General features: G+C 57.4%; 12 protein-coding genes and 1 tRNA gene. 6 read left to right on the plus strand and 7 right to left on the minus strand.

What is annotated here, in order from left to right; translation table 11 throughout:
- Positions 1 to 52: 52 nt before the first annotated feature.
- The 4 genes from HDF14_RS03360 to ispE all read right to left on the minus strand — a co-directional run bounded on the left by HDF14_RS03360 (position 53) and on the right by ispE (position 3,557).
- Positions 53 to 748, minus strand: a complete 696-nt coding sequence (locus HDF14_RS03360; RefSeq protein ID WP_183973475.1) for a 50S ribosomal protein L25 — start codon at positions 746 to 748, stop codon at positions 53 to 55.
- A gap of 86 nt (positions 749 to 834) precedes the next feature.
- Positions 835 to 1,851: a ribose-phosphate diphosphokinase gene (locus HDF14_RS03365; protein ID WP_423247780.1), complete on the minus strand. Its 1,017-nt coding sequence runs from the start codon at positions 1,849 to 1,851 to the stop codon at positions 835 to 837.
- A 356-nt stretch (positions 1,852 to 2,207) separates the two neighbouring features.
- Positions 2,208 to 2,281, minus strand: a tRNA-Gln gene (locus HDF14_RS03370).
- A gap of 43 nt (positions 2,282 to 2,324) precedes the next feature.
- Entirely contained in the window at positions 2,325 to 3,557 is a 1,233-nt protein-coding gene (ispE, locus tag HDF14_RS03375) for a 4-(cytidine 5'-diphospho)-2-C-methyl-D-erythritol kinase (RefSeq protein WP_183973477.1), read from the minus strand.
- A gap of 121 nt (positions 3,558 to 3,678) precedes the next feature.
- Here ispE and ggt point away from each other — a divergent pair, with 121 nt between their 5' ends.
- A complete protein-coding gene (gene ggt, locus HDF14_RS03380; RefSeq protein WP_313899470.1) occupies positions 3,679 to 5,469 on the plus strand; it encodes a gamma-glutamyltransferase in 1,791 nt (596 codons plus the stop codon).
- A gap of 34 nt (positions 5,470 to 5,503) precedes the next feature.
- Here ggt and HDF14_RS03385 read toward each other — a convergent pair whose 3' ends face one another.
- The 3 genes from HDF14_RS03385 to HDF14_RS03395 all read right to left on the minus strand — a co-directional run bounded on the left by HDF14_RS03385 (position 5,504) and on the right by HDF14_RS03395 (position 14,734).
- Entirely contained in the window at positions 5,504 to 8,740 is a 3,237-nt protein-coding gene (locus HDF14_RS03385) for an alpha-L-rhamnosidase (protein ID WP_183973479.1), read from the minus strand.
- A 117-nt stretch (positions 8,741 to 8,857) separates the two neighbouring features.
- Positions 8,858 to 11,323, minus strand: coding sequence for a beta-L-arabinofuranosidase domain-containing protein (locus HDF14_RS03390; RefSeq protein ID WP_183973481.1), 2,466 nt, complete (start codon positions 11,321 to 11,323; stop codon positions 8,858 to 8,860).
- A 126-nt stretch (positions 11,324 to 11,449) separates the two neighbouring features.
- Positions 11,450 to 14,734, minus strand: a complete 3,285-nt coding sequence (locus HDF14_RS03395) for a TonB-dependent receptor (RefSeq protein ID WP_183973483.1) — start codon at positions 14,732 to 14,734, stop codon at positions 11,450 to 11,452.
- Positions 14,735 to 15,214: 480 nt separating this feature from the next.
- Between HDF14_RS03395 and HDF14_RS03400 the strand changes: the two genes are divergently transcribed.
- From HDF14_RS03400 to HDF14_RS03420, 5 genes are all read left to right on the plus strand, one after another.
- Positions 15,215 to 17,233: an alpha-1,4-glucan--maltose-1-phosphate maltosyltransferase gene (locus tag HDF14_RS03400; RefSeq protein ID WP_183973485.1), complete on the plus strand. Its 2,019-nt coding sequence runs from the start codon at positions 15,215 to 15,217 to the stop codon at positions 17,231 to 17,233.
- 39 nt (positions 17,234 to 17,272) lie between these two features.
- Positions 17,273 to 20,587, plus strand: coding sequence for a maltose alpha-D-glucosyltransferase (treS, locus tag HDF14_RS03405; protein ID WP_183973487.1), 3,315 nt, complete (start codon positions 17,273 to 17,275; stop codon positions 20,585 to 20,587).
- 76 nt (positions 20,588 to 20,663) lie between these two features.
- Positions 20,664 to 21,542, plus strand: a complete 879-nt coding sequence (locus tag HDF14_RS03410; RefSeq protein ID WP_183973489.1) for a hypothetical protein — start codon at positions 20,664 to 20,666, stop codon at positions 21,540 to 21,542.
- Positions 21,543 to 21,566: 24 nt separating this feature from the next.
- Entirely contained in the window at positions 21,567 to 22,862 is a 1,296-nt protein-coding gene (locus HDF14_RS03415) for an amidase (RefSeq protein ID WP_183973491.1), read from the plus strand.
- A gap of 167 nt (positions 22,863 to 23,029) precedes the next feature.
- Positions 23,030 to 24,061: a DUF1338 domain-containing protein gene (locus HDF14_RS03420; RefSeq protein WP_183973493.1), complete on the plus strand. Its 1,032-nt coding sequence runs from the start codon at positions 23,030 to 23,032 to the stop codon at positions 24,059 to 24,061.
- Positions 24,062 to 24,065 lie beyond the last annotated feature (4 nt).

The following is a 24,065-nucleotide window of genomic DNA, read 5'->3' on the forward strand; positions in this document are numbered from 1 at the left end:
CAGCAAACTCAGGCGGCCTGCAGGTCTTGAAAGACTCGCAGGCCGCACGAAACTACTTCTTCTTCGCGTCCTTGGCATCGGCAGCAGGAGCAGCAGCGGCTGCATCTGTCTTGCCCTTCTTGGCAACCTCTGGCTCGACCGGAGCAGCGACGATCGCGTCAGCAGCCACAACCTCTTCCTTAATCGCGGTAACGTGAGCGACCGTCGCGTGCTCATCGCCCAGGAACTTGATGCTGCCCGAGTGCGGCAGGTCGGAGACGTGGATTACTCCATGCAACTCGAGGCCAGAGACATCGACATCCAAGTGGCTCGGAATGTCGTTTGGCAAGCACTCGACTTCGACTTCGCGCATGACGTGCTCGAGAATTCCTCCCTGCGACTTGACGCCGGCCGGAACGCCAACCAACTGGATCGGCACCGAAACGGTCATCATCTTGTCCATCGCGATGCGCTTCAGGTCGATGTGCAGCAAGTGGCCCTTGATCGGCTCATGCTGCCAGTCGACGATCATGGCCTTGACCACGGCGGAACCCTCGACGTTGAGGTCGAAGATGGTGTTGTGACCGGAGTCAGAGTGCAGAATTTTGGTGATGACCTTGGGGTCGACCGCAACCGCGACTGCGTCCTGGCCCGCGCCGTAGACAACGGCGGGAATCTTACCGGCGACACGAACGCGACGAGCGGCGTTCTTGTTGAACTTGCCCTCGCGGGGCGTTGCGACGACTGCTTCAATGGTGGATGTTGCCATGATGAAATCTTCCTTTCGGGCACAGAGTTGAGCTCTGCTCCCTTTGCTACCTGGGTTAGTCCAGGCCGCCTGTAGCTGGTTGCGACCTAGTTGAACAGCGTACTGACGCTGGTCTCCATGTGAATACTCTCGATCGCGCGGCCAAGCAGACCGGCAATCGAAAGCACTTTGATCTTCTCCACCTTCAACGCGTCTTCGCGGAGAGGGATGGTATTCGTCACGATCAACTGCTCCAACCGTGATGCTGCGATACGCTCGACCGCCGGGCCTGAAAGCACCGGATGCGTTGCGCACGCATAAACTTTTTCGGCGCCCTCAGCCAGCAGCGCATCCACCGTCTTCACCAAAGTTCCGGCGGTGTCGATAATGTCGTCGAGGATCAAGCACGTTCGGCCCTGCACATCGCCGATCACGTTCATCACCTCGGTGACATTGATGTCGGTCCGCCGTTTGTCGACGATGGCCAACGGTACATCCAGCTTCTTGGCGAAGAATCTCGCCCTTTCCACGCCGCCTGCATCCGGCGAAACTACCGTCAGGTTGGGCAGCTCCAGCTTCCGGAAGAAGCTCACCAGCACCGGGCTGGCAAACAAGTGATCCACCGGAATATTGAAGAAACCCTGAATCTGGGCTGCATGCAGATCGACGAGCAGAGCGCGGTTTGCACCGGCGGTAGTCAGAAGATCGGCAACCAGCTTCGACGTGATGGCAACGCGCGGACGGTCTTTTCTGTCCTGCCGGGCGTAGCCATAGTAAGGAATCACAACCGTGATTCGTCCGGCTGAGGCGCGCTTCAGCGCATCCATCATGATCAGCAGTTCGACAAGATGCTGATCGACCGGGAAACAGGTAGGCTGCACGAGAAATACATCCGCACCGCGAACGTTCTCGAGCAGCTGAAAATGAACCTCGCCGTCGGAGAATCTCTGCAACCGGGTCTCGCCCAGCGGCACACCGACGAACTTGCAGATCTCCTCGGCCAAAGGCTTGTTGGAGGACCCACAAAAAATCTTGATACGCTTATCATCTGCCAGCCTGCCGGGGCGCTTTTCTTCCGGGGACGTCTTGTCCGTTCCAGATGTTTTTGGCTTCCCGTCCAGAATTCCATTGGAGGAGAGCGCCGGTGCAGTCTGAGAGATTGTTTCTGTCTCTTCAGACTGCCCTGAGATAGGGGAAAGAACCGCAGTCGTGTTTCGTTCGTTCACGTGAAACCCTCCAGGCTGGTTGACCTTGAATGTTCCTGCTGCATTGTCTTCGGAGGCCTTGTTGCGGCCCCGTTACTTCTTCTGAAATCCTTGTTGCGGACTGCTCAAAAAAACTAAAAGACTTCGGCTCTTCTCTTCGTACATCTTTCTTCGCGCTGTTTTCCGCGAAGTCCAAAATCGTCTTACTGCTGCGGCAAGTTGTTGCTGCCGCCTAAGATCCCTAATCCGTCTCGTCGCATCTGGCGTCGACTTGTTGGTTGGGCGACTAGGATTCGAACCTAGACAAAGTGCTCCAAAGGCACTTGACCTACCGTTAGTCGATCGCCCAGTACATCGCCGGATGCAGTTTGATTTTACCTTGACCGGCGAGGTCACTCCGCGAACATTCTGCCCCAGTACTCCGACCGGGGCAAGGTTTCCGTAAGGAAAACCTGTACCGCGATCCCCTCGTCAGACGAAGCGACAGAGGACTGGACGCGCTGTTGAGCTGCCTTGGCATCCCGCTCGGACCGATAAAGTCCAAACAAAGCAGAGCCAGAACCTGATAGAGCCGCATAGATAGCGGAACTATCCAAATCATTACCCATCAATTGACGCTTGGTTATTCGCAAGGAGGGATACTGAGGAAAGACGACCTCTTCAAAATCATTTTGAAGACCATCGCTTCCAATCCCGGTGCGGACAAGCGCGAGAAGGGTATTCTCGGCCAGATCGTTCATCGCGTCAGCCTGATTCTCACCAGGTAAATCCCGTTTTTTCTCAGGATTAGGATCGCGAACGATACCGGAGGTGCCGGACCTACTATCACCGGACTTCCCTGTCAGGCTAACGCCCGTCGGGGTAGAGAGGGATGAGTAAGCAAGACTCAACTCATGTAGCTTATCAATTTGGGGCTTGGAAGTCAACTCAACGGCACGGGTTACGCCATGTCCCTCCCCCAATTCTCCCTCCTCCGAGGCGTCAACGGTCTTGGGTGGCTCCGCGTCATGAGCCCCGGATGTTGACGCGCCACTAAATACTGCTGCCTCAGCCGCTCGCCGCTGATCCCAATCCTTGAACGTCGCCGGTGTCGAAACTCCCACCGAAGGAACCGCCACGACACACCAGGTCTTAGGAAGGTCCGGCATGGGGATCACCTGCTCTCCCCGTCCCAGCCCAAGAACCGCTCCGCCTAACAGAAACAAAGGGACATCCGAGCCTATCTCCGCCGCCAGCTTCAGACGCTCCACCCCCGCTAGAGCCTCGCCAAGCTCCCGCTCCAAAGCCACCAGCGCAGCCGCGGCATTCGCCGAACCGGCACCCATCCCACCCTGCACCGGCAACCTCTTTTCAATATGAATCTCGACCACAGCCGTTACGCCCAGTCGCGCCAGGCACTGCTCAACCATCCGCCATGCCGTGTTCCGTCCGTCGCGCGGAACAAATGGATGATTTGTCGTCAGCGAAATCCTGGTCGCGGTGGAGCGCTTGGCCGAGACCGTCACCAGATCATGCAGGTCGAGCGTCTGGTAAAGCGTCGTCAGCCCATGAAATCCGTCAGGCCGCGTCGGCCCGATCGCGAGCCCCAGATTGATCTTCGAATACGAACGAATACGCGTCGACATAGCCTTTGATTCTATCGTCCATGGTCTTGGAGAGTCGCACGCATTGCGGACGACCCAAAACTGCGGGCGATCCACGATATGCTGACCTTTTACAGCCGAAGAACATCCACGGAGAACGTCCTTGCCCCTCGCCTCCCCTAGACCAAAGTCCTGCCTCGCAATGACTCTCTGCTGTCTTCTCCTCTCTCGCGGCATGCTGCTTCATGCACAGACCGCAATCTCCGAAGAACCCATCCGCGCCAAACACGCCATGGTCGTTACCATCCACCACGACGCGACTGACGCCGGCCTCGCCATCCTCAAGCAGGGCGGCAACGCGATTGACGCAGCCGTCGCCGTCGCCTTCACCCTTGCGGTGGTCTATCCGCAGGCAGGCAATCTCGGCGGCGGCGGCTTCATGCTCATCCGCAACCACAACGGCAAGACCCACTTCATCGACTATCGCGAGAAGGCTCCCGCAGCTGCAACCCGTGACATGTACCTCGACGAACAGAAGAACGTCATTCCAGAACTCTCTACTGTTGGGTACAAGGCCTCGGGCGTTCCCGGCACCGTCGCCGGCCTCGTCTATGCGCAGAGCCACTTCGGCAAGCTCACTCTCCAGCAAGACATGGCTCCCGCCATCCACTTCGCGACCGATGGCTATGTCCTCTCCGCGGAAGAAGCGCAGAATCTCCGCAACAAATTGCTATCCCGCTTCCCCACCTCCGCGCACATCTTCCAGCGCGATGGCGAGTTCTATAAAGAGGGAGACACCTTCCGACAGCCTCTGTTAGCCGCCACTCTCACACGCATCGCCGCAAACCCCGAGGAGTTCTACAAAGGCGAGATGGCGAAACAGATCGCCTCGTTTGAACAGGCCGGTGGCGGTCTCATCACCGCAGCCGACCTCGCCGCCTACGAAGTCAAAGATCGCGAGCCGATAAAAGGTACCTATCACGGTTACAAAATAATTACCGCGCCGCCGCCGTCCTCCGGCGGAATCGTCCTGGTCGAAATTCTCAACATGCTATCTACCTACGATCTCCCCAAGCTAGGCGCCGACCGCTCCGCCCCCCAGGTTCACGTCATCACCGAAGCCTTTCGCCGTGCTTACATGGATCGCGCGGACTACCTAGGCGATCCGGACTTCACTCCGCAACCCATCAAAGAGATGGCAAACCCGGCCTACGCCGCCGCGTGGCGCAGCTCCATTCAACCCAACTCGCCCACGCCCTCGAAGGACCTAGTGCGGCCAGCGGGCTTCATGCCTCCTCCTCCTCAGCTTCAGCCTGTCGCACACGAATCCACCCAGACCACTCACTTCTCCATCGTGGACGCTGATGGCAACGCCGTCGCGAACACATTCACGCTCAACAACACCTTCGGGTCAGGGGTTACGGTCGATGGCCTCGGCTTCCTGATGAACGACGAGATGGACGACTTCGCCTCGAAGATGGGCGTGCCAAATATGTACGGCCTGATCCAGGGTCCCGCCAACTCAATTGGCCCCGGCAAGCGCCCGCTCTCTGCTATGACCCCAACCATTGTCACCACAAAAGGCAGCCTCTTCCATCACGCGAGACTCGCCTTCGTGCTCGGCACCCCGGGCGGCTCCACCATCATCACCACAGTGGCGAACGACTTCCTCAGCGTCGCCGACAATGGCCTCAACATCCAGCAGGCCGCGGACGCCCCGCGCTTCCACCACCAATACCTGCCCGACCGCCTCGACCTCGAGAAGAAATTCTCGCCTCAGGTCGCCGACCAGCTCAAGGATATGGGCTATACGGTGAATAGACTCGCCGTCGCCGACGAGCATAACCCTGGCACCTGGGGCGACAGCGAACTGATTGCAGTCGATCCTAAAACCCATGAACTGCTGGGCGGGCACGATAACCGCCGCAACTACGGTAAAGCAGCGGGCTATTGATAAAACAGTACATCTTCGACTCGCCAATCGCACCTCAATTATTAGCGATCGAAAACTTGTAGCTTCCTGAGCCGATGTCGCGCACCATCGATCCTTCTTTAAAAGGAATCGTGACACGCTCTCCATCCTGCTTGACGACACTCATGGAAGTCGCAGGAAGGAAGACTGTCGCCGTGGTGTTGGCCGGCACTTTCACGCTCAGTTGAAGTTGTCCATTCGAGTCTTTGGTCCAGTCCGTCACGACCGTTCCGTACACAGAATCGTACTCAGTATGCGTATGCGATAGGCCCGGCTCGACGTGCGGGCTAATCACAATATGATGGAATCCTGGCATCGAAGGATCTGCGTCGATGCCGGACACGCGTCGAAAGACCCATGCCATCACGGAGCCAAACGCATAGTGATTATAGGAGTTCATTGCAGGATCGCCGGTGTCACCGTTCCAACGTTCCCACCATGTCGTCGCACCCTTGTCGACCATGTATCCCCAGGAGGGATAGGTGGTCGTCAAAAGCAGCTTGTAGGCTACATCTGAGCGGCCTTCAGCTTCCAACACCGAAAGCAGGAACGGCGTACCCAGAAAGCCCGTCGTCAGGTGCGTCTGGCGAGCCTGAATGTCGCGCACCAGGCGATCGGTCATCGACTTCTCAAGCTCTTTTGGAGCGAGCCCCGTATAGAGAGTCAGCACATAGGCTGATTGCGTGTCTCCCGCGACTGACCCGTCGGAGTGAACGTATTTTTGCTGATACGCCGACTGAATATGGGAAATCAGCGTGGCGTACTTCTCAGCGTCTGCAGTGCGGCCAAGCGCGACCGCCATCGTCTGCATCTGTCGCGCGATGATGACCCAGTAGGCCGTCGCAACAAGGTCAGACGGCGTGCGTGGATCAGGCGCGAGCCAGTCTGCGAAGTTATTTCCAAGAGCTTTTTCTCGAATGTAATTCGGATTCGTGCGCAGGATGAAGTCCATCCATCGCTCCATAGCCGGCCAGTCTTTTTCGATTAACGACGCGTCGCCATACTGCAGCCAGGTCGCAAACGGAACGAGCACGCCAGCATCTCCCCAACCAGGCGCGCCTGGATGATCGCTGCTTCCCAGCAAAAGATCTGGCGAGATATTCGAAAATGCTCCATCGGCAGTCTGCGCATCCGTTACGTCCAGCATGAACTTGTGTGAGAACGCATCGATATCGAAGTTGTACGAACCTGTACGCCAGAAGGCGCCTGCATCGCCCATCCATCCCATGCGCTCGTCACGTTGCGGGCAGTCAGTGGGGATCGAAAGGAAGTTGCCGCGCTGTCCCCACAAGCCAAGCTGGCTCATCTTGTTAAGAATCTCGCTGGAACTCTCAAAGCGAATTGACGGTGAAGCAGGAAGGCTATTGAGCACCTCGCCCTGCAAGGTCGATAACGGAGGCTTTCCGCTGTAGCCGGACATCTGTACATAACGAAAACCATGGAAGGTGAACGCCGGAGTCCAAGTTTCGTCACCGTTGCCGCTGAGCGTGTAGGAATCGGTCGCGTCGGCGTCTCGCAGATTTTCTGTGTATACGGTTCCGTCTGGATTGAGTCGCTCCGCGAATCGCAGCTTCACAGTGGTTCCTCGCGCACCTCGCACATGAAGACTCACCACGCCGACCATATTCTGTCCCATGTCGAACACTGCATCCTGCGCGTTACCGGATCCGACCATTGTCACGTTGATTGGAGTGATCGTCTCCCGGGGTTGAACCGGTGTGTCTGGTTGAGCCGTCACGAGAATTTTAGTGTTAGCGTCATCGACGACGACCGGCGTCCAGCCCAACGGACTACGTGTCGCAGAGGTATTCCAGCCTTTCACTTCAAGCCGAGCATCGTACGCTTCCCCGCCGTAGATCTCGGAGGACACTATAGGCGACGCGGCTGTCTGCCAACTGGAGTCTGTTGCGATCATTTGATGAGTGCCGTCTGCGAAGGTTAACTCCAGCTGAGCGCGTAGACGATCCGGCCCAGGAAACAACCGCGAGCCCGACCACAGCAGCGGACTACCGTGCCATCCTGCCCCCAGAATGGCCGCAACGGTGTTGTGTCCCGGTACGAGAAGCGAAGTGACGTCGTACGTCTGGTATAAAACACGCTTTCGATAGTCAGTGAAGCCCGGCGTAAGTCTAAAATCGCTGACTCGCTTTCCGTTCAGAAAGGCCTCATAACTTCCGAGCGCAGTGATATAAAGCCGCGCCGAGGCCACCTTGCGCTCTGAAGTGAATTGCTTCCGGAACAGCGCGGTGCCTGAATCGATTCTGTCGGGATTGGGAGCAGGTGATTCGCGATCCGTGTAGACGCCAAAGTGGAGATCTGCAAGCGCCCCGAGCCTTCTTGCAGGCGACCACTCTTTGCCTTCCGCAGGCTTGATCGATCGAGCCTGCCAAGTATCGTCGCTTTCGATCCAGCTCGTTTTTCCTGAGTCGTCTGTGAGTTGTAGAGTCGCGGCCAGGGCAGCACGGAAGGTTTTGTTCGCGTCATTCGATTTCGGAGTTTCTAAATGAATGATGATCTGGTTGTCGCCTGTATGAAGCTGGTCTCGAATATCCTCGCGATCGAAAGATCCCCATTGATCCTTATGACCGGTGACGACGCCATTCACCCGCGTCGTGAAGATCCCACCTGCGAAGACGTGAAGGCAGGCTGACGCGGGAACTTTGCTCAGATGCAGGTTGTAACGGAACTCCGCTTCTTCACCCTGCGCGACATGCTGCGCATCCCCATCAGGCAACCAGATCCACGCGATCTTTTTCAATATTGCGGTCTCGTCGTCATCATTGCGGCGGATCCACTGGGCCTGCCAGTCAGACGATTGCAGCAGACCTATCTCCCACCACGCGGCCTCGGCGGAGCGCTCTTCTTTTCCCTTAGCGTCCCAGGTGCGAACGGCCCAGTAACAACGTTGGTGAGACTTCAACGCAGGTCCGGCATACACCACATTTACCGACTCTGATGACGTTTGCTTCCCGCTGTCCCACACATCTGCATGTTCGGCTCGCAGCGCGGCGGGTGAGCTCGCAACCAGAATCCTATACGCAGACTGAGTCCAGTTGCGATCAGCGGAATCACTCTGCCAGGACATGGTGGGCGCAGCCGAATCGATGCCGAGCGGATCAACCCGTTGATCAACCCGAAGATGGACTGGTGCCGCGAAGGATTGTGCTGCGCAAAGAGAGAAGACCGGAGCAACTAATAACAGAGCGCGCGCGACGGAGGCGAGTGGAGAGATTGCGGGGCGCAGAATTTTCATGAGTTTGATTGACCGGAACACTTGCACACTGCTGAAAGTTGGAACCACTAACTTCAAACTTGTTTTGCTCGAGCGGGCGGGCAGACCGCCGATCCACGGCAGTCCGCCCAGACTGAATCACGCCATCGCCGTCACTTCCGGATAACAGGTGAACTCTTCTTCCGAGATCTGCCAGTAGGGCATGAACTTCTGATCCGTGTTTCCACGGACGGAGAAGTGAAGCGGCGCCCCATCAACGGGTTCCAGATGATCTGCGAGATGCTCTGCTTCCTTGCCCTTGTCCACCGTGATATTTGCTGTTGGAGCTCCCACAGCAGCGAGCAGAATTGGACCGTACTCCACGGAGTACCTCTTCTTACCCGCGACCTGGTCGTCACCGTTGTAACGCTTCACTCGGATCTCTGCAGGAAGCACAAACTCGATAACATCTCCGTCGTTCCATTCACGATCGACCGCGAGATACGAGCCAGGCTTGCCTGAACCCGCCGCCTTTCCGTTAACTGACACTGTCATCTCCTTCGCGGCCCAGGAAGGAACGCGAATTCGCAGGTTAGCTTGTGTGGGTGCCGACACCTTAACAGCAGCGCTCACATGCGTGTCGTAGGGGAAGCGCGTGTTTAACTTCAGCTCCATCGGTTGCCCGGCCTGCTGCCAACGAATCGTCGAAGGTTCGTAGAGATTCACATAGATTCCATCCGGCGCAATGGAGTAGATGTGTTCCGGCAGAGTCCCAAGCAGCCGTGTTCCCTGTCCTTCGCAACACGTGTTCTCGTGCGTGGACTTCTCTTTCTTGCCTTCCATGATCGTGTGGTAGCGAAGTCCTACGCCGCCGTCCTGATTCGCCATGCCAACGTTGTAAATCGATTTCTCGATCTCAGTGGCATAGCGTTCTTCATCAGGATTCAGAAGTTGGAAACGCTGGCTTAGGAAGACCCAGAAGCTGCTGCCGCACAGCTCGCCAAGCTTCTGGCGGAGATAGTTGCTGTTCGGCGGATCTTTCTCAAACTCGATGATAGAGATGCTTCCGCCCGCCTGCTGCCAGTGTGCGCGATAGAGTTCCCACGCGCCGAGCACACCATCGCGATACCGCACATCGCCCGTGGCAAGATACATATCCAGATATGCTTCAAGATTGGTCAGCAGGTAGCAATGTGGGCGGTCATACGGATACTGCCACACCTGCTCTTTCTCCTGCTTTGCCAACCCTTCCATCCAGCCATCTTCCTGGTAGTAGCGCTGAATCACCTGTGCATCCGCTGGTTTTCCAACTGGGCTTGTGCACACGCGTGTATTCGCCACCATGCCCTGTCCGCCTTGAATCGCTCCGCGCAGCATCACCGGCAGGAAGGATTGCTGGTTGAACCAGTCGTAGTATCCGCGCAGCATCGGAAGTGCTTTCGGGTTGCCGGCATATCCCGCTTCCAGCAGTCCATGCGTGAGCCACGCGCGAGTGTACGCTGCGCGCTCAGAATAAAAAATCGTGTCTTCGGGATACGCCATGATGTATCCGTTCGACTGGCGGCACTCTTCAATACCTGCGACCACAACATTGAGACGGCGCCGCAACTCAGGGTCGTCAATCCAGCGCACCGTGTTGCCTGCGCCCATCAGAAAACGGCCTGCGTTTGAACCCGCAAGATCTTCCTCCCAGAAGACCTGCGAGCCGGTAGGCTTGAAGTTCTTGATCTTGCCTGTTCGCTCATAAAACTGGCGGAGAAGATCGTCGGTTGTATAAGAGTTGAGCAGATATTGAATGTTGTTTTGCATTGCGGCCTGAAAGACGCCGCCATCCAATGTCACCCCCGTCTTCGGAGCTTCTGCTTTAAACTTTGCGGGCTTCCAGGTTGCAGCGTCGGTCACTGCATGGGGATTGTCGACGCGAATTCCTTCTCCATCCTGCCGTGGAGGCCGCGTGAGCTGCGCGACAAGCTCGTTGTTTCCGTACTTCTCATCTGCTGTTACTTTGCAGCCCACCGCGACATCATGTCCGCCGGACAAAACAGCCATCTTCGCAACCATCAGCGTGTAGTCCGGGCTATCTTTAGGCTCCTTGCCCAGCGGCGTGCCGTCGGTATCGGGCGCCTTGACGGGCCGAAGTCGCGTAGCCGTCAACCGCACATATCGCCCGTGAACATCATGCGCCGCGTACTGCGTGATGTTGTCTTTCAAATCCGGGAAGTCAGATTGAGTGAAGTCTGCAATGGTCTCAGCCTTCGCAAAGCCTGCATCGTCCGAAGCCTCCAGTTTGAAACGAAGAGGGAATCCTTCACCGCCGTAATATTGATCGCGGCCCGGATACATCCGCTCGGATGCGGGAAATAACTGGATGGCGGAGATGGGAACGCTCTTCTTCAGGTCCACCTGAACCCAGGTTGTGACATCTGGTGTCGCAACCACCTTCGAGCGATACGCACGGTAGTTCGTCGCGGGCGTTGCGGCCATCCTGATTCCGGTCAGGTATGGAGCCATATCCTTTTCGCCCGTCTGCGCTAACAAAACTACCGGCTTCATTGCACCAACTACGGCAAACCCAGCTCCTGCATAGGTGGAGTTCAATAGAAACTTACGTCGCGTCACAGCCATAACCTATCTCCAGTGCGTTTTCTTGATATTGCGTGCAAGTAAATGAAACGAATTTCGTCGAGCAATCCTAAGTTGAGAGGGGTCAGAAGGGAAGCCTCTGACCCCTGTGATTAGACGCCAACGCTATTAGAAGGCATAGCGCAAAGCCAATTGCAGCACTCGCTGACCAACCGGTTCCGTTGTAAGCAGTCCCGCAGCCGGATTCGTAACACTGGTGCTTCCGGTGCCGAAGTTCGGGTGATTGAAGATGCTGAACGCCTCCGCGCGGAACTGGAGCTGTTGCCGCTCGGTGATCGCGAACGCCTTCTGGAGGCTTACATTCGTCGTATCGATGCCCGGCTGACGCGGTCCGCTTCTGGTTGTTCCATATTGGCCAGTGGCAGGCTGTACGTAGCAGGAAGGATCGAAGAACTGTAAGCGGGGGTGACCTGCTGGAGGATTGCCGGTGCAGATCCGATTTGCATAAACGGCGTGAACGGAACTGGTATCGGCATTGTTATTCGCTGTGATTTGGATTGGCTGCCCCGTGGAGAACACCTGAATGCCAGAGAGCTGCCAGCCGCCAATAATCTCGCGATTGAACAGATTGTTTGAGTTCAGGAACTTCTTCCCAGGACCAAATGGCAACTCGTACACTCCGCTGAAGATAAAGTTTTGAGTGCGATCGAAGCCCGCAGGCCCATAGGTCAGCCCTGGGTTATAGACATTTTGGATGTCAGCGTTGTCGCCATCCAGAATATCCATCGCCTTCGAGTAGGTATAGGCACCCAGGAACTGCAGGCCGTTGGTGTACGTCCGCTCTAGTTTGATAGCGAGGGCGTTGTAGTTTGCCGAGACCGCATTGAGCTGACCGTCGGTGGTTCCGACGTTCGGGTTCGGCCTCAGATCGAGGATGCCGCTCGTGTTTCCGGGCGCCAGTCCAAATGGCTGATTAAGGTCGGCGCGCGCCGACTGATGACGGGTCACATTGCCAATGTAGCCGAGCGTTAAGAGAGTGTTGCTGCTGAGCGACCGTTCGATGTTGACGTTCCAGTCCTGCACTGACGTGTCTTTCAAGGTCTTTGTCAGTGTGTAGTTCTGTTGTCCGGCCAAAGATGGGTTAGGAACAAACAGACTCTGAATATCGACTGGAGCCGCCACGTTGAACGAGTAAGACTGATTCACAAAGTTGGGCGAGTACAACAACTCGAATTGCAAGTTGTTGTAGAGGATTGGCGCGTAATAGATTCCATATCCACCACGGATCACTGTGCGATCGTCGGCCTGATAGGAGAAGCCGAACCGTGGTGCCCAGTCGTTATAGTTTGTCTTCCAGGTACCGGGAATGACTGTGTTCGACGCCACATTAAACAGTCCACCATGACCGTTCTTGTCGTTCGGTGGATTGTCGAAGTCGTAACGTAATCCGATATTGAAGGTCAGTTTAGGCAACGCCTTCCAGTCGTCCTGCACATAACCAGACACATCTGTGCCACGGAAGTCACCTAATGTCACGCCATTGGCTGCGTTGGCTGTCCTGGGGAATCCAAGCTCAAGATCGGCCAGGGAATTTCCTTGGTCCGTGGAACTGCGCACGCCATTGACGTACTGCGAGGTTGCGCTGCCGTCAAAGTTATAGATGCCGTTGTTTCCGACTACCCAGTCGCCATCGAATTGTGTCCTGACGTAATCACCGCCGAATACGAAGGTGTGGTTGCCCAGCTTCCAGCTCACTTCATCGGTGAACTGATAGCGGTTTTGAATGGCACCTTGCGGGGAGTAGGGATCTCCAAGCGAGGCGTAGTTGCCCGTATTCAAATTGATAGCGGGCGGCGTCCATTGCGAAGGCAGAGGATTGACGTTTGCCAGGCCATACTGTTGCGCATAGTCGACGGCGCCTTGGCCCTGTTGTGAGCGAAACAGATTACTGCGGTTGTAGCCGACCTTGAAGACGTTCACGACGTTTGCGTTGAAGACATGCGTCTCGGCGACCGAGATATTCGTTCCCTGGAGCGCGATAAAGATGCCGAAAAGTCCCGGCGTGATGCTGTCGTTGCCGGACTGGCTTTCCAGCCTTGCTACCGTGCCAAACAGCAAGTCACGCGGAGAGATGTTGAAATCGACGCGTCCCAGGTACTCGTCATAGTTGCTGATCGCGGGTAGATTCACGATGTAATTGACGTTGTTCGCATTCAGCGGAACATTTGGCTCGGGATAGTTCTTTAACCACGCCTGCGCAAACGGACTAAGCGCGGGAAGTTGATCGTTGGCAAACGGCTGGCTTGTGCCGGTTGCAGGATTGTAAGTTGCCGGATTGTAGATGGTGATTCCGTCTCCGGCGAAGTTGCCCGCGCGTTCCGCATCTGTCGGAACTCGATCGTTATTGACGTTAGCCGTGTGGCTCCGCAGGCCCGAATAATCAAAGAAGGCGAACAATTTATTCTTCCAGAGCGGAGCGCCAATGTTGCCGCCAAACTGGTTATAGCGTTTGGCAGGTTTCGACGTAGCAAACCAGTTCTGAGCATCGAAATCATCATTTTGAAGGAAGTCGTATGCGGTTCCGTGAATCTGGTTCGAGCCGCTCTTTGTGATGACGTTGATAATCGACGGCTGGCTGAAGCGCGCAGGGGCGCCGTTCAGGATCGTCGTTACCTCCTGGCTCGCTTCGACCGACGACAGAATATTCACCGTCTGCGTCAACAGGTTGGTGTTATCCACGCCGTCCTGAAGAAAGGCCGTATGGGCATTACCGAGTCCTGAGATGATGACCGAGTTTGCCGTCTGTCCGTAGAAACCTTCATCTCCACCATCCACGCCAACGTCGGTCCCTTGCTGCGACGACGGCCCAAGCGTGGCAATGTTGAGGATGCTTCTGCTGTTGTTCGGCAGGTTGACCAGTTGGGTTGGCGAAACCGTTGTTACCAACTCGTGATTGTCTGTCTGCAAACTCACCGAGCCCGACCCTGAGGTGACCGTCACTTCCTGCTGCACATTCCCCACAGAGAGTTGAAGATTAGCGGTCGTACCGTTCGTGGTCACATCGACATTCGTCACCAGATGTTTGAATCCGGGCGCTGTGGCTGAAACTGAATAGGGCCCTACCGTAAGCGATGGGGCGTTGAAGTAACCGTTTTGGTCAGATGTGACGGTGCGCGTTGCCGCCGTTCTCGAGTTTTTTATCTCGATCTGACAATTCGGAACCACGGCGTCAGCGGCATCGCGGACTGTTCCGGAGATGAAGCCAAGATCGGTCTGAGCCAAGGTTGCCTTTTGGGGACCAACGCCCGCAACAATCATCAGCAAAAGTATGGTTTGAAATACTCGGGAAAATCTGGTCTTCAGAAAACCTGTCAAGTAGGTAAAGTCTCTGCGCTGTGTCCTGACGTTCTTGATCGCCTCTGAAGGAGCGCTGGTCTTGCGTAGGTGTGCCATGAAATCTCCGCCTCCCTGTAACGCCCGCAAGTCGAACAGAGGCGTTAACCCATTGTCAAGGGGAAAATTATTTCAATTGGAGAAATCATCCTCAAATTCAAGACGCCAACAGCGGGATTCTCAAAATGTTTCCCTATCGAAATATCTGTTGACTGCTGCCATAAAACCCGCATATGACGGTGCTATCCGCGAATCCCCATTTGAAAACGAGTTCGCTCTCTAACGGCTGTTCGTGCCATGTGCGAGTTTGGACGGAAGCCCCCTGGAAGTCCGGAAAACCGGCACGTCAAAGGCGACTTTTCGCTTTGCACGCGGCTTATACAAATTTGCGCACAACTTGACGCTTTCCCATTGCCAGCAAACACATACGGCTCAGTCTGCATCTTCCTATGAGGAGTGCCTGGCGGTTCCGATGGCGACGTCTGAAGCGGCCGTCGGACTACTATAGGTACGAAAGCGAGTCATAAGATCTGAGTGAGTATGAAACCCATTGAAGGCCGCAAGCGTGTCGTTATTGAAGAGGTCGAACCACAAGTCGACTGTGGACGTTATCCAGCAAAGCGAATCCTGGGCGACACCGTAACCGTAACTGCCGCGGTCTTTGGCGATGGTCACGACCATGTCTCCGGACGCCTACTCTATCGCCACTCGAGCGATGCCGATTGGCGCACCACTCCTCTCTCCCCGCTTACCAATGATCTCTGGTCTGCCAGCTTCACTGTCGACGCGCTCGGCGACTGGCTGTACACCCTCGAGGCGTGGGTTGATCACTTCGATACCTGGTCTGCAGATCTGCAAAAGCGACTCGACGCCCAGCCCATTCCCGGGGGCACAAATTCCGCGGCCGCTCCACAGGACATTCCGCTCGCCTTGCGTTCCGGCGCACTCCTCCTGGAGCACGCGGCAAAACGCGCAGAAGGAGATGACAGCAAGCGTCTGGCCGATGAAGCCGCACGCCTGCTCAAACTGGCAAAGGCAAAATCTGACGTATACGAGAATCCGCTGACGGACGAGATCGTCGCCCTGGTCGCGCAATATCCTGATCTCGCGTTCGCCACGCGCTACGCAAGAGAACTTCATCTCTGGGTCGACCGCGAGCGAGCGCGTTACTCCACCTGGTACGAACTTTTTCCGAGATCGACTTCACCCGATCCCACACGCCACGGCACCTTCGCCGACGTGAAAGCCCTTCTGCCAGACATCGCAGCGATGGGCTTCGATGTTCTGTATATGCCGCCGATTCATCCCATCGGCAAAGCGTTTCGCAAAGGCCCGAACAACAGTGTCACCTCAACGGAAAACGACCCGGGCAGCCCCTGGGCCATCGGGGCGAAGGAAGGTGGCCACAAAGCCATCCACGCTCCTCTCGGCACTCTTCGTGACTTCGACGCGCTCGTCGCTGCCACCCGCGAACACGGCATGGAGGTCGCCCTCGACATCGCCTTCCAATGCTCGCCCGATCACCCCTGGGTCGCGGAGCATCCGGAATGGTTCAATATCCGCCCCGACGGCTCGATCCAATACGCCGAAAATCCTCCTAAAAAATATCAGGACATCTATCCACTCAACTTCGAGTCGCCCGATTGGCGCGGGCTTTGGGAGGGTTTGCGCGATGTCTTCACCTATTGGATCAAGCGCGATATTAAAATCTTCCGCGTCGACAATCCGCACACAAAGGCAATTCCCTTCTGGGAGTGGTGCATCGCTGAGATCCACAAAAAATATCCCGATGTGATCTTCCTCGCCGAAGCCTTCACCCGTCCCCACGTGATGTACTCGCTCGCCAAGGCCGGCTTCAGCCAGTCCTACACCTACTTCACCTGGCGCAACACGAAGGACGAGCTGCAGGAGTACTTCGAAGAGATCACCAAGCCGCCCGTGACCGATTACTTTCATCCAAATCTCTGGCCCAACACGCCCGACATCCTGCATGCCGCTCTGCAAAACGGTGGCCGTCCAGCTTTTATGCAACGCCTCATCCTTGCAGCAACGCTCGGCGCGAACTACGGCATGTACGGCCCCGCTTATGAACTCTGCGAGAACGTTCCCGCCAAACCTGGCAGCGAAGAATATCTCAATAGCGAGAAGTACGAGATTCGCCAGTGGAACCGCAGCGCCAGCAACAGCCTTGCGCCCCTCGTCACGCTCGTCAATCAAATCCGTCGAAACAACCCGGCCCTTCACTCCGACGGCTCACTCCACTTCCACCACGTCGATAATTCAAACATCATCGCCTACAGCAAATCGAGCGGAGAAAATCAGATTCTTATTGTCGTCAATCTCGATCCAACTCAGGAGCAGGCAGGATGGATCGATCTAGATCTCAAGAAGCTTGCAATCCCACACAATGAGACCTTTGAGATTGAAGATCTGCTCACAGACAACCGCTACCAGTGGCACGACCGCAGTAACTACGTCGCGCTGCGTCCGGACGTGATGCCCGCACACATCTTCCGTCTGCTCCGCAAACCGGTCGTCGAGACACCACCCAAGCCGTAAACAACGATTCGTTAAATTAGCTTTCAGCACGAGGACGAAGTGAAAAAAGCCGGCAGCGCCACCGATCCGCTTTGGTACAAGGACGCAATCATCTATGAGATTCACATCCGAGCCTTTATGGACTCGAACGCGGATGGAATCGGCGATCTTCCCGGCCTCATGTCGAAGCTCGACTACCTTCAGGATCTGGGCGTCACCTGTCTGTGGCTGCTTCCCTTCTTCCCCTCGCCTCTTCGCGACGACGGCTACGACATCGCCAACTACGTCGACGTCAATCCCAGCTACGGCACGCTTAACGACTTCAAACAGTTCCTCGACGCAGCTCACCTGCGCGGCATGCAGGTCATGATCGAGCTCGTCATCAACCACACCAGCGATCAGCACCCCTGGTTCAAGGCAGCACGCCTCGCCCCCAAAGGCTCCCCCGAGCGCAACATGTACGTCTGGAGCGATACCGACAAGCTCTTCGAAGGCGTCCGCATCATCTTCGTCGACACCGAAAAATCCAACTGGACCTGGGACGAAGTCGCGCAGCAGTACTACTGGCACCGCTTCTTCTCGCATCAGCCCGACCTCAACTTCGACAACCCGCGCGTGATGGACGAGGTTCTCAAGGCTATGCGTTTCTGGCTGGATATGGGCGTCGACGCCCTGCGCCTCGATGCAATTCCCTATCTCATCGAGCGCGATGGAACAAGCTGCGAAAACGTGCCCGAGACCCACGTCAAGATCAAAGAGATTCGAGCAGTCATCGATGCCGAGTACGACAACCGATTGGTGCTCGCCGAAGCCAACATGTGGCCCGCCGACGTTCGTCCGTACTTTGGCGACGGCGACGAGTGCAACATGGCCTTTCACTTCCCGCTGATGCCGCGCATCTACATGGCGCTTCGCCAGGAAGACCGGCTCCCCATCACCGATATCATGGCGCAGACTCCCGCCATTCCCGACAACTGCCAGTGGGGCCTCTTCCTCCGCAATCACGACGAGCTCACGCTCGAGATGGTCACCGACGACGAGCGCGACTACATGTACCTCGCCTACTCGGCTGACCCGCGAATGCGCATCAACGTTGGCATTCGCCGACGCCTCGCGCCGCTGGTCGACAACAATCGCCGCCGCATCGAGCTGCTCAACTCGCTCCTCCTCAGTTTCCCCGGAACACCGATCCTCTACTACGGCGACGAGATCGGCATGGGCGACAACATCTATCTCGGCGATCGCAACGGCGTCCGCACGCCCATGCAGTGGAACTCCGATCGCAACGCCGGCTTCTCCAAAGCCGTGCCGGCTCAGCTCTACTTCCCCGTCATCATGGACCCTATCTGGGGCTATCAATCGATCAACGTCGAAGCGCAGCAGTCCGATCAATCGTCCCTTCTGCACTGGACGCGCAACATGATCGCCCTGCGCAAACTCTTCCACGTCTTCGGGCGCGGCACGCAGGAGTTTCTCAATCCCGAGAACCGCAAGATCCTCGCCTACATCCGCCAATTCCAGGAGGGCGACCACTGTGAAACAGTCCTTTGCGTTGCGAACCTCTCACGCTTCTCGCAACCTGTCTCACTCGATCTGTCCAAATTCTCGGGCATGATTCCCGTCGAGATGCTGGGTTACGTCACCTTCCCAACCATCACCGCACAACCCTACCCGTTTACGCTTGCGCCCTACTCTTTTCTCTGGCTCGAACTCCAGTCTGCGCCCTCGTCGCCTGAGCCGGTCGAGGTTCCCGTCGACGAACCCATCGTCAGCATGTTCAGCCACGGCATCGAAGGCATCCTTACAGGAGCTGAATTAGCTTCGCTGCAGCAGCTTCTCGTCAGCTTCCTCCCCCATCAGCGTTGGTTCGGAGCAAAGACCCGAACCATCAAGTCGGTCGAGATCCTCGACTCCGCGCTGTTCCCCGGTCTCAATGCAGCTCTGCTCTTCCTCCAGCTCACCTATGAGGACGACAACACCGATGTCTATCAGCTCGCCCTAACGATTAGTACGGGCGACGCCGCAGAGATGGTGCGTGCCTCAGATCCCGCAAGCATCGTCGCCACCGTTACAACCGGCGACGGTCCTGCAGTCCTGCATGATGCAGTTGCACGAGAAGACGTTCGCCAGGCGATCCTTCAACTCATCGAAAGTAGCGGAGAGCTGCACACTCAGAACGGAACTCTCCACGGCCGCAAGAGCACCGCGTTCGCCGCAGCCCGCGGCACCGATCCATTGCCCGCCCGCACCGGCTCAGCCGAGCAATCGAACACCTCCATCCTCTACGACGCGAAGCTCATCATGAAGCTCTTCCGTCGGCTCCAACCTGGAGAAAATCCCGACACTGAGATCGGACGTTTTCTCACCGAAACTGCGCACTTCCCTCGAATCGCACCTTTTCTTGGCGACATCACACTCCGCATGAAAGACGGCACTCCTACGACCATAGCGATGCTTCAAGGCCTGGTCGAAAACGAAGGCGACGGCTGGCAATGGACCCTCGACGAGCTCTCGCACTACTACGACAGCGTCGCCATCCTGCCCGCGCTCCACGACGTCGGCAGTCCGGCTTCGTTCCTTACAGAGAACGAATCACCCGCACTCGCGCGCGAACACGCCGGCCTTTATCTCGAAGCTGCGGCGCTGCTGGGCCGCCGCACCGCCGAGATGCATCTCGCGCTCGCCACTCCCACTCGCGACCCAGCCTTCATGGCTGAAGACTTCACCACAGCCGACCTCGTCGCCGACGCCGACCGCATCGACGCCCAGCTGTCACTCACCCTAGAAGCTCTCAAGCGCGGCATGTCCCAACTCACCGAGACCACCGCCGACAACGCCGCGCTCGTGCTCAGCCGCCGCATCGAACTCTTCGCCCGCGCGCACGCTATCGCCTCCGCAACTCCCACCCTTGCCGGCCAGAGCATCCGTATTCATGGCGACTATCACCTCGGCCAGGTCCTTCGCTCCCGTGGCGACTACGTCATCCTCGACTTCGAGGGCGAGCCCGCACGCAGCCTCGCCGAGCGCCGCGCCAAACAATCCCCCCTGCGAGACGTAGCGGGTATGCTGCGCTCTTTCAGTTACGCCGCACACGCTGCTCACAACGCCTTCGCGCAACGTCGTCCCGACGACGCAAAGTATCTCGAGCCGTGGGCTACCCTTTGGCAGAACTCCGTCTCCAACGAGTTTCTCCGCGCCTATCATGCAACCGTCCGGGCCAAGGATCCAGGGTTGATTCCTCAACCTGAGCAGGCACAAATCCTACTCAACGCCTACCTGCTTGAAAAGTCCCTCTACGAGCTTCTTTACGAACTCAACAATCGGCCTGCGTGGGTCAGAATTCCGCTCGCAGGCATACTCTCTCTACAGTCATAGAAGTTCCCTTCGCACCGGCGTGCAAAACTCATCTTTTTTGCGCTTGCCGAAAAGAAATTCCACGATAGTCTGAAGCATGCCTCCAGTGAAGCTGATCGTTGTCGTAGCCGCATGTCTCGCACTGCCAGCGGCCGACTCCTCTCCCGGTCATCTTCTCTTGACGGAGCGCAGCTCAAATTCGGACCTCGAGATCACCGGCATGGCAGCAGACATCACACCCGGCACTGTCCGATACATCTCATACTCGCAACTGCTGAAGCTTCCTCAGACAACCATTACCGTCACTGGCGACGACAACTTCAGCGAACTCCCTCCGCAAAAGCTAACTGTCACCGGTGTCTACCTCGACGTCCTCGAACGCTCCCTCGGCGCTCTTCCCGAAGCGGATCTACTGACCGCGTTGTGCGCCGACGGTTATCGCGTCACCTACACGCGCGAGTATTTGGAGGCGCACCGCCCCCTCCTCGCGCTGAAAATTGACGGCCTGCCAGTCGAAACCTGGTCGGCCCAGACGCACAATGACGACCCTGGAACCTATTTCATCACCCACGAAGACTTCAAGCCGTCCTTCAGCGTGTCCTCCTTTCAGGAGATCCCAAAGATCCCGGCAAAGATCACGCGGCTGGACTTCGGCATGGCACAGAAGATCTACGGTGCAATCGCACCAAACCCAGCAGACATGTCGAACCCGCAAGTCATCGCAGGGTTTCGCATCGCCCAACAACACTGTTACCGCTGTCACAACATCGGCAGCTACGGCGGCACAAAAGCTGGCAAAGAGTGGCACACGCTAGGCAGCTTCGCCTCCTCATCGCCGGAGATCTTCGAACGCTACCTTCGCGATCCGAAGTCCGTCGATCCGAAATCAGCCATAACCTGCGATCCGCAGCTCGGCGAGCCTGCCGCAAAGGCCTTGCAAGCTTACTTCCAGACCTTTGCCGCGACGGGTCACTGACAGTCTTTTCTCCTGACCCAGACCATGACAGCCACTCCCTCTCCACTCACATCCCTACGCCGTGCGATTGCTTTGTCTGAAACCGATCCTCACGCGATTGCAAGCGAGTCCGCATCCAATTTCAACGGCAACGCCTCGCACAACACCTATCTCACTCTCTTGACCACCGAAGCGCTCCATCGAGCCGAACAACTACAAAAGGTCTTCTCCAACCCTCAAAATCGCCCGCCGCTCTACAGCATTCCGATCTCGATCAAAGACTGCTTCGACCTAGCAGACACAGCCACCAGTTGTGGCTCGCGCTACTACGCCCAGCTCAACCCACACGCTCGAGATAACTCATGGGTAGCCCAGCGTCTTCTCGATGCAGGAGCAATCATTCCCGGAAAGACTCATCTCCACCAACTCGCCTACGGCATCACCGGAGAAAACGTCGACTACGGGAACTGCGTCCAGCCCCGCGACTCAACCTTGCTCACGGGTGGCTCCTCCAGCGGCGCAGCAGCGAGCGTGCAGGAAGGATCAGCCCTCGCAGCCATCGGCACCGACACCGGCGGCTCAGTCCGCGTCCCCGCCGCACTCTGCGGACTCGCCGGCTACCGCGCCTCTCTCGGCGTCAGCCGCGGCGAAGAGCGCTGGGCCGGAGCCTTCCACCTCGCGCCTTCTTTCGACACCCTCGGCTTGCTCTTCCGCGATCTCCGCGACGGTCCTGCAGTCGCCAACGCCATCTACGACGTCCCCTTCGCCGACGCACCAACTCAACTCCGCATCGGCTACGTCGGCGACGACTTCACCCACGACTGCGAACCCGAAGTCCTCACCGCATTCACCGCGTGGAAGCAGCACCTCACGCATCACGGCTCAACCCTGACTCCAATCGACACTGCCTTCTGGGCCGACAGCCTGGAGATATTCAGCACCATCCAGGCCAGCGAAGCCGCTCAAATCCACCGCGGCCGCTATCAGCACTTCGAGCCCGCAATCGCAGAGCGTCTCACATGGGGAGCATCCATCACACCCACTCAACTCGAAACCCTCCACCGTCGCCTCGATATATTTCGCTCTCAGATCTCATCGCTCTTCCAACAAGTCGACCTCCTGCTCGTTCCATGCGCCCCAGTCAACAAACTCCTCTCAGGCGAAGACCAATCCCAAATCCGTAAAGCGATTCTGCGCTACACCACACCTGCCAGCCTCGGGGGCCTACCGACCGTCACCCTCGCAGGAGAAGCTATCGGCGCACCCTTCGGCACCGGCATGCAGCTCATCGCAGCACCCATGCAGGACGCCGAACTCCTGGCCTTCGCAGCCTCACTTTAAACCAGCCGCCACTAGTTCGTCTGCCGACCATCGGGAGGCCCAGTGCGAAGCAGGTATACATGTCACGAAGTGACCGCCGCCCGCGCAGGGCGCCTTTACAGACGCGCCGCCATTGACGATGATGTTAGGGCCGGACCAAACCCTCCGGCAGTCACGAGGAATCAACAATGAGCACAGGCACCAGCGTCCTCCGCGAAGTACTCGGCAAGATCATCGGCACCGACCGCACCGAACACCTCTTCAAGCTCCTCGTCATCCATCCCGAGATCGCCGCCGCCCCTGGCCCGCAGGTCTCTCGCGCCGTCCTTGCGCAAGCACTCAACATGCTCCTCTTCGAAGACCTCCTGCGTCGCGTCCCCACCGCGAAGACCTACGCCGACTACACCCTCGGCAAGGGCCGACAGATCCTCCACGATCACGGCGCCGTCCGCACCGTCGCCCTCGAAGGCATGGGCGGCCTGCCCGCCGGACAAGAGGCCATTACCCGCATCCTCCGCCCGCTCGGCTACGCACTCAACGGCGTCTACCCCCTCGAGCGCCTCAAGATGACCGGCCGCTCTCACGCCCAGGCCGACTACCCCGAAGAGGTCGCCCAGTTCTTCCTCAGCGAGCTCCACCCCGAGCGCTTCACCCCCGAGTTCCAAGCCGCCGTCCGTCGCGTCACCGCAAGCTCCAAAGACCCCATCACCCCACAGGCGAAGTCTCTCCTCGACAAACTCGAATCCGCCGGCTCCCTCAGCATCGAAGAGTCCGTCGCGCTCCTCCCAGTCCTCGCCTCCGTTTTCGAACGCCAACACACCGAGCCCACCCTCGCCGACTACGAGATCCTCCTCGCCGAATCCCCCGAGATGGCCTGGATCTCCACCGAGGGCAATGCCTTCAACCACGCCACCGACCGCGTCCCCGACGTCGACCAACTCGCCGAAGAACAAAAAGCCCTCGGCCAACCGATGAAGGCCGCAGTCGAAACCTCGCAATCTGGCCGCGTCCGCCAGACTGCCTTCCTCGCCGCCAAGGTTCAACGCAAATTCCACACCCCCGAAGGCGCACTCGTCTCCAAGGAAGTCAACGGCTCCTTCTACGAGTTCATCACCCGCCTCCCGCTACCCGAAGAAGACGGCAAACAAAAACTCGATCTCGGCTTCGACAGCTCCAACGCCCAAGCTATCTTCAAGATGACCGCCACCGGCAAGGCCTGAAGAA

Origin of the sequence: Tunturiibacter gelidiferens (assembly GCF_014201335.1) — a bacterium.
Taxonomy (GTDB): Bacteria; Acidobacteriota; Terriglobia; order Terriglobales; family Acidobacteriaceae; genus Edaphobacter; species Edaphobacter lichenicola_E.

Bases quoted from the DNA above. Each gene is read 5' to 3' on its own strand.
- HDF14_RS03395 (WP_183973483.1), bottom strand. From the start codon at position 14,734: ATGGCACACCTACGCAAGACCAGCGCTCCTTCAGAGGCGATCAAGAAC.
- HDF14_RS03420 (WP_183973493.1), top strand. From the start codon at position 23,030: ATGAGCACAGGCACCAGCGTCCTCCGCGAAGTACTCGGCAAGATCATC.
- HDF14_RS03410 (WP_183973489.1), top strand. From the start codon at position 20,664: ATGCCTCCAGTGAAGCTGATCGTTGTCGTAGCCGCATGTCTCGCACTG.
- HDF14_RS03360 (WP_183973475.1), bottom strand. From the start codon at position 748: ATGGCAACATCCACCATTGAAGCAGTCGTCGCAACGCCCCGCGAGGGC.
- HDF14_RS03385 (WP_183973479.1), bottom strand. From the start codon at position 8,740: ATGAAAATTCTGCGCCCCGCAATCTCTCCACTCGCCTCCGTCGCGCGC.
- HDF14_RS03390 (WP_183973481.1), bottom strand. From the start codon at position 11,323: ATGGCTGTGACGCGACGTAAGTTTCTATTGAACTCCACCTATGCAGGA.
- HDF14_RS03400 (WP_183973485.1), top strand. From the start codon at position 15,215: ATGAAACCCATTGAAGGCCGCAAGCGTGTCGTTATTGAAGAGGTCGAA.
- ispE (WP_183973477.1), bottom strand. From the start codon at position 3,557: ATGTCGACGCGTATTCGTTCGTATTCGAAGATCAATCTGGGGCTCGCG.
- HDF14_RS03415 (WP_183973491.1), top strand. From the start codon at position 21,567: ATGACAGCCACTCCCTCTCCACTCACATCCCTACGCCGTGCGATTGCT.